This is a genomic window from Halopseudomonas sp. T1L2 (assembly GCF_055397385.1).
This window is the reverse complement of record NZ_AP040865.1, coordinates 333,654-349,571: the sequence shown is the minus strand read 5'-3', so window position 1 is coordinate 349,571 and position 15,918 is coordinate 333,654. Positions and strand designations below refer to the sequence as shown.

At 61.0% G+C, this 15,918-nt stretch carries 5 protein-coding genes; 1 reads left to right on the top strand and 4 read right to left on the bottom strand.

The annotated features are described in order from the left end of the window. Positions 1–138: 138 nt before the first annotated feature. The 4 genes from glmS to ACZ5WQ_RS01620 form a co-directional block, all read right to left on the bottom strand. Positions 139–1,968: a glutamine--fructose-6-phosphate transaminase (isomerizing) gene (gene glmS / locus ACZ5WQ_RS01635; RefSeq protein ID WP_464382995.1), complete on the bottom strand. Its 1,830-nt coding sequence runs from the start codon at positions 1,966–1,968 to the stop codon at positions 139–141. Between the two features lie 571 nt (positions 1,969–2,539). Further along, positions 2,540–3,949 (bottom strand): MBL fold metallo-hydrolase RNA specificity domain-containing protein, encoded by a 1,410-nt coding sequence (locus ACZ5WQ_RS01630; RefSeq protein ID WP_464382994.1) that lies wholly within the window; start codon positions 3,947–3,949, stop codon positions 2,540–2,542. A 259-nt stretch (positions 3,950–4,208) separates the two neighbouring features. Further along, positions 4,209–4,547: a tryptophan synthase subunit beta gene (locus tag ACZ5WQ_RS01625; RefSeq protein ID WP_464382993.1), complete on the bottom strand. Its 339-nt coding sequence runs from the start codon at positions 4,545–4,547 to the stop codon at positions 4,209–4,211. Between the two features lie 102 nt (positions 4,548–4,649). Continuing rightward, a complete protein-coding gene (locus tag ACZ5WQ_RS01620) occupies positions 4,650–14,126 on the bottom strand; it encodes a retention module-containing protein (RefSeq protein ID WP_464382992.1) in 9,477 nt (3,158 codons plus the stop codon). Between the two features lie 418 nt (positions 14,127–14,544). Here ACZ5WQ_RS01620 and ACZ5WQ_RS01615 point away from each other — a divergent pair, with 418 nt between their 5' ends. After that, a complete protein-coding gene (locus tag ACZ5WQ_RS01615; protein ID WP_228247244.1) occupies positions 14,545–15,903 on the top strand; it encodes a TolC family outer membrane protein in 1,359 nt (452 codons plus the stop codon). Positions 15,904–15,918 lie beyond the last annotated feature (15 nt).

The window sequence follows — 15,918 nt, the reverse complement described above, 5'->3', positions numbered from 1 at the left end:
GGTGCAGCGCGACTTCGCTTGAAAAGCCGCACGATGTGCGACTCTAGCCACCTTTGCCAACAGTTACGTGTATTCCCACATTAGCTGTCTTTCGCTATCAATGTTGGGATCATCAAAAAAAGTGGATTGACCGAACCCTTACTCCACGGTGACCGACTTGGCTAGGTTCCGCGGCTTGTCTACATCCGTGCCCTTGATCAGGGCGACATGGTAGCTGAGTAGTTGCAGCGGGATGGTGTACAGAATCGGAGAAACAGTTTCGTACACCCAGGGCATGGCGATATGGGTGATGCCTTCGCCGTCATCAAGCGCGGCGCGTTCGCAGGCGAAGTTGATCAATTGTCCGCCGCGGGCGCGGACTTCCTGCAAGTTGGACTTGAGCTTCTCCAGCAGGCTGTCGCTGGGGGCGACGCTGACGACGGGCATGTCGTCGTCGACCAGAGCCAGCGGGCCGTGTTTTAGCTCGCCGGCGGCGTAGGCTTCTGCGTGAATGTAGGAAATTTCCTTGAGCTTGAGCGCCCCTTCCATCGCGATGGGGTAATGCGGCCCGCGGCCCAGGAACAAGGCGTGATGCTTTGCCTGAAACTGCTTTGCCAGCTCGGCAATCGCCGGGGCCAGCTCCAGTGTGTCGCTGATGCGGGCCGGCAGGCTGCGCAGAGCGCGCACATTGGCGGCGATGATTTCAGGGGCGCGCTCGCGCACCTGGGCCAAGGCGGTGGTCAGCCACAGCAGTGCGGTGAGTTGGGTGGTAAACGCCTTGGTGGAGGCCACGCCAATTTCCGGGCCGGCATGGGTCAGCAACCGCCAGTCTGCCTCACGCACCAGGGAGCTGCCCGGTACGTTGCAAATCGCCAGGGTGCCAAGATATTGCTGCTCGCGGGCATAGCGCAACGCAGCCAGGGTATCGGCCGTTTCTCCGGATTGGGAGATGGCGATCAGCAGGGTGCCTTCGGGCACACAGACCTGACGGTAACGGTATTCGCTGGCGACCTCGACCTGACAGGGCAGGCCCGTCTGCTCTTCGATCCAGTAACGGGCAACCATACCGGCGTGGTAGCTGGTGCCGCAGGCGACGATGTGAATATTGCGGATCAACGGCAGCTGGCTTTCAGCCCCGGGGCCCAGGGCGGCGGTGAGGACATGATCATCCGCGAGCAGGCCATCCAGCGTGTCGGCGATGGCGGCGGGCTGCTCAAAGATTTCCTTGAGCATAAAGTGCTGATACTCGCCCTTGTCCATGCTCAGGGCCGCGTGCTGGTATTGCTGCACAGCGTGCTGGACTGGCTGGTTCTGCCTGTTCCAGATCTGGCAGTCGTCACGGGTCAGGCGGGCGTGTTCGCCTTCATCCAGATAGATAAAGCGGTCGGTCACCTGCAGCAGGGCCAGGGGGTCGGAGCCGATGTAATGCTCGCCGCTGCCCACGCCGATGACCAGCGGGCTGCCCATGCGGGCGCAATACAGGGTGTCGGGTTCATCCTGATGGATGATGCCGAGGGCAAAGGCGCCGCGCAGTTCGGCCAGCGTGCAACGCAGGGCGCTGAGCATGTTCTGCTGACGGCCGTAGTGGTGAGCCAGCAGGTGGGCGACCACTTCGGTGTCGGTCTCGGAGGTGAATACGTAGCCAAGTTCCTGCAGCTGCAGGCGCAACGGGTGGTGATTCTCGATGATACCGTTGTGGACGATAGCCAGGCGGTCGGAACAATGCGGGTGGGCGTTCTGCTCACTGGCCTTGCCGTGGGTTGCCCAGCGGGTATGGGCAATGCCCAGTTGGCCCGTGAGCGGTTGCCGGGCGAGCCGTTGCTCAAGCTCGGCGACCTTGCCGGTGGAGCGGGCACGATTCACCGCTCCGGCAGCATCCAGCGCGGCGATGCCGGCCGAGTCGTAACCGCGATATTCCAGCCGCCGCAACCCCTCCAGCAGAACCGGGGTCAAGTCACGCGTGGCGATGCCACCTACAATTCCGCACATACCGTCAATCTTCCTTTGCAAGACTCGTGTCCCGTCACGAGGGGCAGTCGATTGCCGTTCGAGCAAAGCGCAACCGCATGGTTCATCGCTGACTGCCGACTAGCACAGGCAAACCCTGAAAACCGCGATTGGCTCACATCTTCAGGGTCATCCTGAAGTCGCCTGAACACGTCTGGCATGCGTCTCGAAGCAGCTCAATAGATGGCTCATTGCCACCAGCTTTTGACGAGAGGCGGGATCATAACCAGTGAGTCAAAGATGGTGCAAGCAACATTTTGACGCTGGTTTGCGCCGGGATTCTAACAGTCAAAACGTATGTTCGGGCAGTAATACAAATGGATTATCGAGAATGATTCCCACGCAGTGTACGTCGAATGGTTGAGAGGCTGTCGTTGCGGAGGGGGCGGCCACGACATGTCGTGGCCCTACATTCGGGTTGGGTGCACATTGGGCACAGCACGCTGTGCCGTGACAAAGGGCGGTGCGCGGGATGATTCTCTGCGACGCTGTGACGTGTCTCGCACCAGCCGTAGGGACGCGACATGTCGCGTCCGTGGTGGCTGACCCAGGGTCAGTCTGCAATCACAACGTTCAGCGACCGGTCCTGCGCTTTGGCATCAGCCCGCAGCTGCGCAGCCAATTCGGCTTTGGCTGCTGCGTCTCCGTGAACCAGACGCACTTCGCGCGGCGCAACCGGAATGTCGCGCACAAAGGCTATCAGCCCGGCCTGATCGGCGTGGGCGGAATAGCCTCCCAGTGAATGAACACCGGCGCGGATGGTGTAACGCTGACCGTCGAGTTCAACATACCCACCGGCGGGGCCGTATTGCTGGATGGCGTGTCCGGGTGTGCCTTTGGCCTGGTAGCCGACAAACACGACGTTGTGCCGTACATCACCCAGCATGGCCTTGAGGTAGTTGACCACCCGGCCGGCGTTGCACATGCCGCTGCCGGTAATCACCACGGCCGGCTGGCGGGTGCTGACCAGCCGGTTAAGCATCCGCTGGTGCTGGGCATGAGTCTGCACCTTAAGCAGTTGATCAAAGCCGAGCGGTCGCCGGCCGGCGGCAAGACGTGCCTGCCCTTCTGCGTTCCAGCTCTGGCGCAGCTCGCGGTACAGGGCGGTAAAACGCCCGGCCAGTGGTGCATCCAGAATGACGGGGATCTGCTGCCACTCGGGGTTGTCGTGCATGATGCCTTCGAGTTCGTAGAGCAGCTCCTGGGTACGGCCAATGCTGAAGGCCGGCACGATCACGGTACCGCCATCGGCCAGCGCCTGTTCCAGCACCCGCTGCAGGCGGGCACGCCGGGTGGCGCGATCTTCGTGCAGGCGGTCGCCGTAGGTGCTTTCCAGTATCAGCAAATCGGCGCGCTCGGGTGGCTGGGGCGGTTCGAGCAGGGGTGCGCCGGCGGCACCAAGATCGCCGGAGAAGACCACACGTTGGCTGCGCTGTTCCGGCGGATAGTCGATATCGATTTCAACATAGGCCGACCCGAGAATATGCCCCGCCGGCTGGAAGCGAATCCGGCAAATGAGATCGTCCCGGGTGATTAGGCTGACCCACTGCCCGTAGGCGTGCCCCTGGAGTAACGCGGAGACGGCGGCGACATAGCGCGAGGCCAGCGCCGCATCCGGGCGCACGCCAACCCGGAAGGCATCCTCCAGTACGGCAGGCAGCAGCAACGCCGAGGCGTCGGTGGCATGAACAGCCCGATCAAAGCCCGCTGCCAGCAACCAGGGCAGGCGCCCCACGTGATCCACATGGACGTGGGTGAGCAGCAGTGCATGTACCGAGTCGAGGGGGAACTCGATGGCGAGCTGATCCTGGCCGGCACCGGCGCCGGAGGTCTCGGCGCCCTGGAATAGGCCGCAGTCGATCAGCAGGCTGTCGGTCGGTGTCATCCACAGTTGGTGGCAGGACCCGGTCACGCCGTTGACCGCGCCATGGTGCTGCACCCGCGGATAGGGGTGTTGGTTCATCAGCAAATTCCTTTTGCCTGGTTGTTATTGTCTGTTGCCGCAATCCGGCGGCGTATTGCATGCCCCGGATCATAAACGGATATGCCGGGCGATTCGGCGAACCCGGTCACGACGTGTGGCGAGCCTTGAGGACGCAGGTAGTGTCGGTGATTGGCATGATGCGGTTTGATGTGTAACCCATGTGCCCGGTTAGTACCCGGGGTCGCTGGATCCCCGCCTTCGCGGGGATGAGAGGAAAAGATGGGAGTGACGGGGTGAGCTAGATCAGTACATCCAGCTCGTCTTGATCGATCAGGCCGCTCAGTTCACTGAGCTTCGCCCGTTCGGCAGAGCGGCTGTTGAGTTTGGCGACGGCGGCTTCTGGCAGGTCGGTAATGCGAATGACGCCACGCCGCAACAGGACTTCGATCAGGTCTTCCAGCACCCGGATCATATCGGCATCGCTGCCTTGAAGGCGTTGCAGGCTCTCCTTCATCGAGCGGCCCTGCTGCCACTCCATCAGTTCCCTTGCGTCATCGGCCAGCCATTCGGAGAAGCCGTTGCCGGCCTCGCTGGAAATCGCGCTGATTGCGCCATCGGTGTCACGCTTGACGTACATGCACTCCCCTTCTGCCGGAGGCTGGATTGATACAGCGACTATAGAACAAGGGCCGACACCGGTCACCCGATGTCGGCCCCTGGCCCTTGCTTTTACTGACGCTTAGACAATCAGGCTCGGATCCGGGCCTGCCAGCATGCTGTTGATGTCAGACACACTGAGCCCCTTGACCAGAATCACCTGATCCGCACCGCTGGCAATATCGCCTGTAGTGCTGATATTGAGCTGGGCACTAGCCACGCCATCAACCGAGGCGCTGGAGACCTGCAGATAGTCAGCAATTTCAGAGGGAGTGATATCGCCCAGCAGCGAACTGAGGTCAAGCACGTCGGTCCCGAGGGAGAAGTCCATGACCATGTCGACTGCCGGGGTGCCAACCGCGCCGGCATCACCGCTCTGCCAGACGAAGGTGTCAGAGCCGAGGCCACCGTAGAGGATGTCATTGCCCTGACCGCCGATCAGTACGTCATCGCCGGCACCGGCCATCAGCAGGTCGTTACCAGCACCGGCGGTGATGGTATCGGCCCCACCTTCGGTGGTGGTCTGGTCATAGAAGTCCAGCGGGTTGGCCCGCAGCAGTGCGATAACTTCTTCGGTGCTGGGCGCATGGCCGAGGGTGTCAGTCAGGTAATCGACAATACCCTGATAACCCATGCCGGCGTAGTCGGTACCCAGGCTGTCCGAGCTGACGGTGTCGCCATAGATGATGTCATCACCGGCTGTGCCGACCAGGGTGTCATCACCAACCTTCGGTACCACGGTCACGCTGCTGTCCAGAGCCAGCTCCAGGTCCTCCGCGGTATCGACGTTTTCAACCTCGCCAACCGGCCCTCTGATCCGCCACCCGTCGACCCAAACCGAGGCATTGCCTGTGGTATCGGTGTTGTCGAAGAAGCGGAGATAGTCCGTATTACTGCCGTCACCAATGCCAATGGCATTGACCTTGACGCTGTAGGGCTGCCCCACCAGCGAGGCCATGGCGCTTACTGCATCAGCCAGGTCCCAGTACTGGGTGCTGTTGCCACTGCCGCCATCGGTCGGGTTACCGCTACTGTTCAGATGGAATGTCGGGTTACCGTCAGTCAGGAACAGCGCCAGGTTTTCAAAGTCAGGCGTGCCAGGGGTCTGGGTATCGAACCAGCTCTTGGCTGCGCGCAGCACAGCCTCGTAGTTGGTGCCGCCCATATCGGTAGAGCCCGAGTAAGCTGCCAGGCCGGAAATTGCCAGCAGCAAAGCATTGAGCTGAGCCGGGCTGTTCAGTGAGTAGCTGGTTTCCTGGCCGACATCGCCACCGAAGGTGATCAGCCGGACGTTCACCACACCACCATGCGAGCCGAGGTCATTGACCAGTTTGGTGAGCGACTCTTTCATCAGTTCCAGACGGCTTTTGCCTGCGGTACCCGAGCTGTCATTCATACTTGCAGACAAATCCACCATCAGGGCGATGTTGTAGTCATCCGGCACAACGACACTGTAGGAGCCTTCGACATCACCGATGATGATGTCGTTGCCACGCCCGGCGTTGAGGGTGTCATCTTCGGCAGTACCAACAATCAGCTGGTCAACCGCTGGTGAATTCACGTCCACGCTGAACTGGGCATCGTCGGTGTCGCCGTCGGCATCGACAATCTCGACGCCAAAGTCCAGATGGGTGTCAGCCGGCAGCAATGCGGTTTCGATATCCATCGAGGCCAGACGAATCTCATCACCATTGGTGCTGTCAAAGCCACCCTGGTGCTTGATGGTGACGCCATAGAAACCATCGATATTCAGATCATCGGCACTGATCAGAATCGTCGGTGAGGTGTCGGTCAGCGCGATGTCATTCAACGTGGCGATGACGTCACCGTTTTCATCCAGCACATCAATGCTGATCTTGGCGTCATCTCCGCTGCCATTGAAGTTGAACGTCAGGGTGGCTGAATCGACCAGTTTGGTCGCGTCCGCCGCCGGCAGGGTTGAAGTACCGGTGGCGTCAAAGAACGCCAGCGTCAGTGTTTCGCCAATTGAGAACAGGTTGTTGTCGGAGCCAATGCCCTGATTACCCCAGTTCACCTCGTCGGTGCTGCCGTTCTTGGTCGCGGTGAAGCGAATATCGGTCGCCCCATCATAGTTATTGATAACCTGAGACGCCCACAGCGTAGGAGCGATACCGCCGTTGATGCTGGTGAATACCACATCTTCCGAGCCGGTTGGCTTGGGCGTAACCAGATTAAATTCGTAGGTGCCATCCACCTTCATGAACAGGGTGAAGTAAGTGTAGCTGTCGGTACCATCGGCATAACTGACGGTCAGCAGCTCACCCTGATACTCGCCGGCGTTGTAGACGTCTTCGCGCACGGCGGAGAATGCCTCACCCAGGCCTGCAGCATCGAAGCTCAAATTGATGCCGCTTTCCAGGTCAGATGCAACATCCGACAGGCCATCGGCACCACCGCTATAAGACCAGTTGCCGACGGTAACACCAGCCTCATTCGAGGTAGTCATATCGTCTACTGCAGAGATCAGGGGCACTGTGTCATACACACGGATGTTGACCAATACCGGGTCTGCGGTATTGGTGCCGTCAGTGGCGGTGTAGTAGAAACTGTCGGTCAGATACGGATCGGCAAGCGGGTGATCCAGCACCGGCGCGTCATAGGTGAACTCGCCGTTGGCATAGACGGTAACCGTGCCACCCAGCGCGGTGGTCAACACAGCACCCGTCGAGCCGACGGCTGTACCGCCAGTGCCGTCTGCGTTATTGGACACGCTCGATACGCTGCGACCAGCCGGATCATTGAACAGGACGCCATTGATAGTGCCATCGGCGTCTGTATCCAGAGTGCTGCCCTCGGTGACCCCATACTGATCGGTGGTGCCACCAGAGAAGGAGTCGTTGTCTTCGATCTGACCCTGCAGGCTGGCAGTACCCAGCGTCGCCCCGTTCGGGTTGCTCAGGGTCATGGTCAGGTTTTCAAAGGTGCCTTCGCCACCCTCGAACAGCGCATCGTCAAAGGTCGGTACGCGGATTTCAGCGGTGGTTTCACCGGCCAGAATGGTCGCCACACCGGTGTAGGTGATCGGGCCAGTCAGGTCATTGGCTTCGGCGCTGCCATCCAGCGTCAGCGTCCAGGTCACGGTGACGTCGGTGTCCGACGGCCCGCTCATCTCCAGATTGAACACCAGGTCTTCGCCTTCCACGGCGATGGCGCCCACGCCCTGCACGTCGGTCTCGACCAGATCAATGACCGGGACCTCTTCGTTGTCTTCGATCTGACCCTGCAGGCTGGCGGTGCCCAGCGTCGCCCCGTTCGGGTTGCTCAGGGTCATGGTCAGGTCTTCAAAGGTGCCTTCGCCACCCTCGAACAGGGCATCGTCAAAGGTCGGTACGCGGATTTCAGCGGTGGTTTCACCGGCCAGAATGGTCGCCACACCGGTGTAGGTGATCGGGCCAGTCAGGTCATTGGCTTCAGCGCTGCCATCCAGCGTCAGGGTCCAGGTCACGGTGACGTCGGTGTCCGACGGTCCGCTCATCTCCAGATTGAACACCAGGTCTTCGCCTTCCACGACGATGGCGCCCACGCCCTGCACGTCAGTCTCGACCAGATCAATAACCGGGACCTCGTCGTTGTCTTCGATCTGACCCTGCAGGCTGGCGGTGCCCAGCGTCGCCCCGTTCGGGTTGCTCAGGGTCATGGTCAGGTTTTCAAAGGTGCCCACGCCACCCTCGAACAGCTCATCATTAAAGGTCGGCACGCGGATTTCAGCGGTGGTTTCACCGGCCAGAATGGTCGCCACACCGGTGTAGGTGATCGGGCCAGTCAGGTCATTGGCTTCGGCGCTGCCATCCAGCGTCAGCGTCCAGGTCACGGTGACGTCGGTGTCCGACGGCCCGCTCATTTCCAGGTTGAACACCAGGTCTTCGCCTTCCACGGCGATGGCGCCCACGCCCTGCACGTCGGTCTCGACCAGATCAATGACCGGGATCTCTTCGTTGTCTTCGATCTGACCCTGCAGGCTGGCGGTGCCCAGCGTCGCCCCGTTCGGGTTGCTCAGGGTCATGGTCAGGTTTTCAAAGGTGTCTTCACCACCCTCGAACAGCGCATCGTCAAAGGTCGGTACGCGGATTTCAGCGGTGGTTTCACCGGCCAGAATGGTCGCCACACCGGTGTAGGTGATCGGGCCAGTCAGGTCATTGGCTTCAGCGCTGCCATCCAGCGTCAGCGTCCAGGTCACGGTGACGTCGGTGTCCGACGGCCCGCTCATCTCCAGATTGAACACCAGGTCTTCGCCTTCCACGGCGATGGCGCCCACGCCCTGCACGTCGGTCTCGACCAGATCAATGACCGGGACCTCTTCGTTGTCTTCGATCTGACCCTGCAGGCTGGCGGTGCCCAGCGTCGCCCCGTTCGGGTTGCTCAGGGTCATGGTCAGGTCTTCAAAGGTGCCTTCGCCACCCTCGAACAGCGCATCGTCAAAGGTCGGTACGCGGATTTCAGCGGTGGTTTCACCGGCCAGAATGGTCGCCACACCGGTGTAGGTGATCGGGCCAGTCAGGTCATTGGCTTCAGCGCTGCCATCCAGTGTCAGGGTCCAGGTCACGGTGACGTCGGTGTCCGACGGCCCGCTCATCTCCAGGTTGAACACCAGGTCTTCGCCTTCCACGGCGATGGCGCCCACGCCCTGCACGTCGGTCTCGACCAGATCAATGACCGGGATCTCTTCGTTGTCTTCGATCTGACCCTGCAGGCTGGCGGTGCCCAGCGTCGCCCCGTTCGGGTTGCTCAGGGTCATGGTCAGGTTTTCAAAGGTGTCTTCACCACCCTCGAACAGCGCATCGTCAAAGGTCGGTACGCGAATTTCAGCGGTGGTTTCACCGGCCAGAATGGTCGCCACACCGGTGTAGGTGATCGGGCCAGTCAGGTCATTGGCTTCAGCGCTGCCATCCAGCGTCAGGGTCCAGGTCACGGTGACGTCGGTGTCCGACGGCCCGCTCATCTCCAGGTTGAACACCAGGTCTTCGCCTTCCACGGCGATGGCGCCCACGCCCTGCACGTCGGTCTCGACCAGATCAATGACCGGGACCTCTTCGTTGTCTTCGATCTGACCCTGCAGGCTGGCGGTGCCCAGCGTCGCCCCGTTCGGGTTGCTCAGGGTCATGGTCAGGTTTTCAAAGGTGTCTTCACCACCCTCGAACAGCGCATCGTCAAAGGTCGGTACGCGGATTTCAGCGGTGGTTTCACCGGCCAGAATGGTCGCCACACCGGTGTAGGTGATCGGGCCAGTCAGGTCATTGGCTTCAGCGCTGCCATCCAGCGTCAGCGTCCAGGTCACGGTGACGTCGGTGTCCGACGGCCCGCTCATCTCCAGGTTGAACACCAGGTCTTCGCCTTCCACGGCGATGGCGCCCACGCCCTGCACGTCGGTCTCGACCAGATCAATGACCGGGACCTCTTCGTTGTCTTCGATCTGACCCTGCAGGCTGGCGGTGCCCAGCGTCGCCCCGTTCGGGTTGCTCAGGGTCATGGTCAGGTTTTCAAAGGTGTCTTCACCACCCTCGAACAGCGCATCGTCAAAGGTCGGTACGCGAATTTCAGCGGTGGTTTCACCGGCCAGAATGGTCGCCACACCGGTGTAGGTGATCGGGCCAGTCAGGTCATTGGCTTCAGCGCTACCATCCAGCGTCAGGGTCCAGGTCACGGTGACGTCGGTGTCCGACGGCCCGCTCATTTCCAGGTTGAACACCAGGTCTTCGCCTTCCACGGCGATGGCGCCCACGCCCTGCACGTCGGTCTCGACCAGATCAATGACCGGGATCTCTTCGTTGTCTTCGATCTGACCCTGCAGGCTGGCGGTGCCCAGCGTCGCCCCGTTCGGGTTGCTCAGGGTCATGGTCAGGTTTTCAAAGGTGCCTTCGCCACCCTCGAACAGCGCATCGTCAAAGGTCGGTACACGGATTTCAGCGGTGGTTTCACCGGCCAGAATGGTCGCCACACCGGTGTAGGTGATCGGGCCAGTCAGGTCATTGGCTTCGGCGCTGCCATCCAGCGTCAGGGTCCAGGTCACGGTGACGTCGGTGTCCGACGGCCCGCTCATCTCCAGGTTGAACACCAGGTCTTCGCCTTCCACGGCGATGGCGCCCACGCCCTGCACGTCGGTCTCGACCAGATCAATGACCGGGACCTCTTCGTTGTCTTCGATCTGACCCTGCAGGCTGGCGGTGCCCAGCGTCGCCCCGTTCGGGTTGCTCAGGGTCATGGTCAGGTTTTCAAAGGTGCCTTCACCACCCTCGAACAGCGCATCGTCAAAGGTCGGTACGCGGATTTCAGCGGTGGTTTCACCGGCCAGAATGGTCGCCACACCGGTGTAGGTGATCGGGCCAGTCAGGTCATTGGCTTCAGCGCTGCCATCCAGTGTCAGGGTCCAGGTCACGGTGACGTCGGTGTCCGACGGCCCGCTCATCTCCAGGTTGAACACCAGGTCTTCGCCTTCCACGGCGATGGCGCCCACGCCCTGCACGTCGGTCTCGACCAGATCAATGACCGGGACCTCTTCGTTGTCTTCGATCTGACCCTGCAGGCTGGCGGTGCCCAGCGTCGCCCCGTTCGGGTTGCTCAGGGTCATGGTCAGGTTTTCAAAGGTGTCTTCACCACCCTCGAACAGCGCATCGTCAAAGGTCGGTACGCGGATTTCAGCGGTGGTTTCACCGGCCAGAATGGTCGCCACACCGGTGTAGGTGATCGGGCCAGTCAGGTCATTGGCTTCAGCGCTGCCATCCAGCGTCAGGGTCCAGGTCACGGTGACGTCGGTGTCCGACGGCCCGCTCATCTCCAGGTTGAACACCAGGTCTTCGCCTTCCACGGCGATGGCGCCCACGCCCTGCACGTCGGTCTCGACCAGATCAATGACCGGGACCTCTTCGTTGTCTTCGATCTGACCCTGCAGGCTGGCGGTGCCCAGCGTCGCCCCGTTCGGGTTGCTCAGGGTCATGGTCAGGTTTTCAAAGGTGTCTTCACCACCCTCGAACAGCGCATCGTCAAAGGTCGGTACGCGGATTTCAGCGGTGGTTTCACCGGCCAGAATGGTCGCCACACCGGTGTAGGTGATCGGGCCAGTCAGGTCATTGGCTTCAGCGCTGCCATCCAGTGTCAGGGTCCAGGTCACGGTGACGTCGGTGTCCGACGGCCCGCTCATCTCCAGGTTGAACACCAGGTCTTCGCCTTCCACGGCGATGGCGCCCACGCCCTGCACGTCGGTCTCGACCAGATCAATGACCGGGACCTCTTCGTTATCTTCGATCTGACCCTGCAGGCTGGCAGTACCCAGCGTCGCCCCGTTCGGGTTGCTCAGGGTCATGGTCAGGTTTTCAAAGGTGCCTTCACCACCCTCGAACAGCGCATCGTCAAAGGTCGGTACGCGGATTTCAGCGGTGGTTTCACCGGCCAGAATGGTCGCCACACCGGTATAGGTGATCGGGCCGGTCAGGTCATTGGCTTTAGCGCTGCCATCCAGCGTCAGCGTCCAGGTCACGGTGACGTCGGTGTCCGACGGCCCGCTCATCTCCAGGTTGAACACCAGGTCTTCGCCTTCCACGGCGATGGCGCCCACGCCCTGCACGTCGGTCTCGACCAGATCAATGACCGGGATCTCTTCGTTGTCTTCGATCTGACCCTGCAGGCTGGCGGTGCCCAGCGTCGCCCCGTTCGGGTTGCTCAGGGTCATGGTCAGGTTTTCAAAGGTGCCTTCGCCACCCTCGAACAGCGCATCGTCAAAGGTCGGTACACGGATTTCAGCGGTGGTTTCACCGGCCAGAATGGTCGCCACACCGGTGTAGGTGATCGGGCCAGTCAGGTCATTGGCTTCGGCGCTGCCATCCAGCGTCAGGGTCCAGGTCACGGTGACGTCGGTGTCCGACGGCCCGCTCATCTCCAGGTTGAACACCAGGTCTTCGCCTTCCACGGCGATGGCGCCCACGCCCTGCACGTCGGTCTCGACCAGATCAATGACCGGGACCTCTTCGTTGTCTTCGATCTGACCCTGCAGGCTGGCGGTGCCCAGCGTCGCCCCGTTCGGGTTGCTCAGGGTCATGGTCAGGTTTTCAAAGGTGCCTTCGCCACCCTCGAACAGCGCATCGTCAAAGGTCGGTACACGGATTTCAGCGGTGGTTTCACCGGCCAGAATGGTCGCCACACCGGTGTAGGTGATCGGGCCAGTCAGGTCATTGGCTTCAGCGCTGCCATCCAGTGTCAGGGTCCAGGTCACGGTGACGTCGGTGTCCGACGGCCCGCTCATCTCCAGGTTGAACACCAGGTCTTCGCCTTCCACGGCGATGGCGCCCACGCCCTGCACGTCGGTCTCGACCAGATCAATGACCGGGACCTCTTCGTTGTCTTCGATCTGACCAGTCACGCTGGTTGTGCTGCCCAGATTCGCACCCGATACCGAGGTCAGGGTCATGGTCAGGTTTTCGAAACTGCCCGCACCACCTTCGAACAAGCTGTCATCGAAGGTCGGAATGATGATCTGACCCGTCGTGCTGCCTGCCGGAATCAATACACTGCCGCTGTACTCGATCGGTGAAGTCAGGTCGTCGGCTTCGGCACTGCCCAGGGTCATTGTCCAGTTGACGGTCACGTCCTCATCGGACGCACCGCTCATGGTGATGCCGAATACCAGATCGCCGCCTTCGACGGTCTGTGCGCCGATACCGTCAGCATCGTCCAGGTTGACGACCGGAATGGCGTCATTGTCTTCGATCAGGCCCACGGCAGACACATCACCCGGCACCGCCGCAACGACATCGGTAATGGACACAACCAGGTCTTCAAAGCTACCGGGGCCGCCTTCGAAAAGAGCGTCATCGAAGGTCGGAATCGACAGCAGATAACTGGTCTCACCGGCCGGAATGGTGACCGTACCGGTCAAGAGGGTGCCGCCGGGCAGATCATCGCCATCAGCCGAGCCCAGGGTGACGCTCCAGGTAAAGGTAACCGGTACCGTGCTGGGTGCAGAGAGGGACACCAGAAAGTCGAGAGAGCCGCCTTCCACCGCCTGCGCACCGTCTACATCGCCGCCGGGCTCAACCGGTGTAATGGAAATAACCGGGCCGCCATCCTCGGGCAGAAACAGGTCTTCTTCGTTGGGAATCTCAAGGGGAGCGGACGCAATCGGGCCGGTATCCAGGCCAACGTCGGGGGTCACACGCAGATCAAGACGATCAAGCAAAACGAAGGAATGGCCACCACCCTGACCACCGGCACCCGCTGCGCCGGCCGCCGGACCGGCCGCTGTCGCCTCAAGCAATTGGGTCGGGTCAACACCGGCTGCGATCGCCGCCTGAATGGCGTCAATATCCAGATCCTGGGGCTGGTCTGTTGCTGCGGCAGCTTCATCGTCGGCAACGCGGAAGGAAGAGTCACGACCCAGGTCGACCTCGCGACCATCGCTCAATTCAAGCGATACACTGCCCTGCTCGCCGGTAAATACCTGCTCACCGGCCATCAAGCGGTCGCCTTCAACCAGCAGGCGCTTCTCCCCGCTGGGCGCGACTGCAAAGACCTGACCGACAACCTGAGTAACTTTTGCGCTGGTAGCCATTTTCATGACTCCTTTCATTTCATGTGGACAACAGCCCCGGGACTGTCAATTCCTGACATCACCCGGGAACCCTCGGCTTCCCTTCACTACCCTCAACGCCGGCTCCGCTAGACTTCCCCTGACGAGACAGCCACCCTACGACGCGCGAGATTCAAAGCCAACCAATTGACGATGAAATAACATAAATATTCATTCGTCAATTTGATGACTATGTGTAAATATACTAAACCTTCAGGGAACACGCTCTTACTGTTTTAGATGCTTTGGCAATATAGCCGCAGGAAGCTGCTCCAATTTAGTATCAAAACAGTATTACAGAGACAGCTCTCCCGTCGAAAAGCCTGACTAGACTTGAGAGCATGCGTGGAGCCTGTCATCCACCGCACAAATACTACCGGCGCACCATCAAGGAGGATCTATGAAATCCTTAACCCCGTGGCAGTTTCTTGTACTGCCGCTGACCCTGTCCGTCTCTCTGGCGGTTTCGGCGCAGTCGCTGCCCGAAGCCATCCAGACCGCTATCGACAACCACCCGGAGCTGCGCGCTTCTGCCAGCAGCCGACTTTCAGCGGAAGAAGACCTCAGGGGAGCACGGGCAGGATATTACCCGACGGTTGATCTGACCGGCGGCTACGGCAGGGAAGGCACCGACAGTCCGGCCACTCGCGCTGCGGGTGAGCACTGGGAAAAACTGAACCGCGGCGAGGGCGCACTGCGTCTCGGGCAAATGCTGTTCGACGGCTTTGCCACCGCCAACGAGGTTGGTCGCAACGTCGCGACTGTCAACTCCCGCGCCTACCGCGTACTGAGCACCGCCGAGCAGATCGGCCTGGCCACTGCCGACGCCTACCATCAGGTACTGATGCGCCGCGAGATGGTACGCCTGGCTGAGGAAAACATGCGCAGCCACGAACGTGTTCATGATCAGATCCGCCTGCGCAGCGAGCGCGGCGTCGGCCGCAATGCCGACCTGGATCAGGCCGAAGCCCGTCTGGCCCTGGCCCGCAACAATCTGGTTACCGAACAGGCCAACCTGGCCGATGCCGAAGCAGTCTATTACAGCATCGTCAGCCAGCCACCGGGCGATCTGACACTGCCCGCGCCCATTACCGGCATGCTGCCCGAGTCGGTGGAAGCCGCGCTGCAGGACATCCCCAATAACCCGTACATCAAGACCGCCGAGGCCGATCGCACCGCCGCCGAACGCCAGTACGAGGCCGCCAAGTCGCCCTTCTACCCGCGTTTTGACCTGGAGCTGTCACGCAACTTCGACAACGATCTGGACGGCACCGACGGCCACTACAACGAATGGCAGGCTATGGTGCGCATGCGCTACAACCTGTTCAGCGGCGGCCGTGACAAGGCTCGCATGGCGTCCAGCGCGCATCAGATCAACGAAGCAATCGAGATTCGCAATAACGCCTACCGTCAGTTGAGCGAAGAGTTGCGGCTGGCGTGGAACGCGATGGACAGCGCCCGCAAACAGGTGCCTATCGCCCAGCAGTACGTGGACCACACCGTTCGCGTTCGCGAAGCCTATCGCTCACAGTTCAACATCGGCGAGCGCACCCTGCTCGACCTGCTGGACAGCGAAAACGAGCTGTTTACTGCCCAGCGCCGGCTGACCGAAACCCGGTTCTCCGAGTACCTGGCGCAGTACCGCCTGCTGGCGGTTGCCGGTGAACTGCTGCGCAGCCAGTCGGTGGTCCCGCCGGCTGAATCCATGGCTCTGAGCGATTCCGGCTCTTCCAACTCCGATTTGCCGACAGGTCAATAACGTTTTGACAACGCC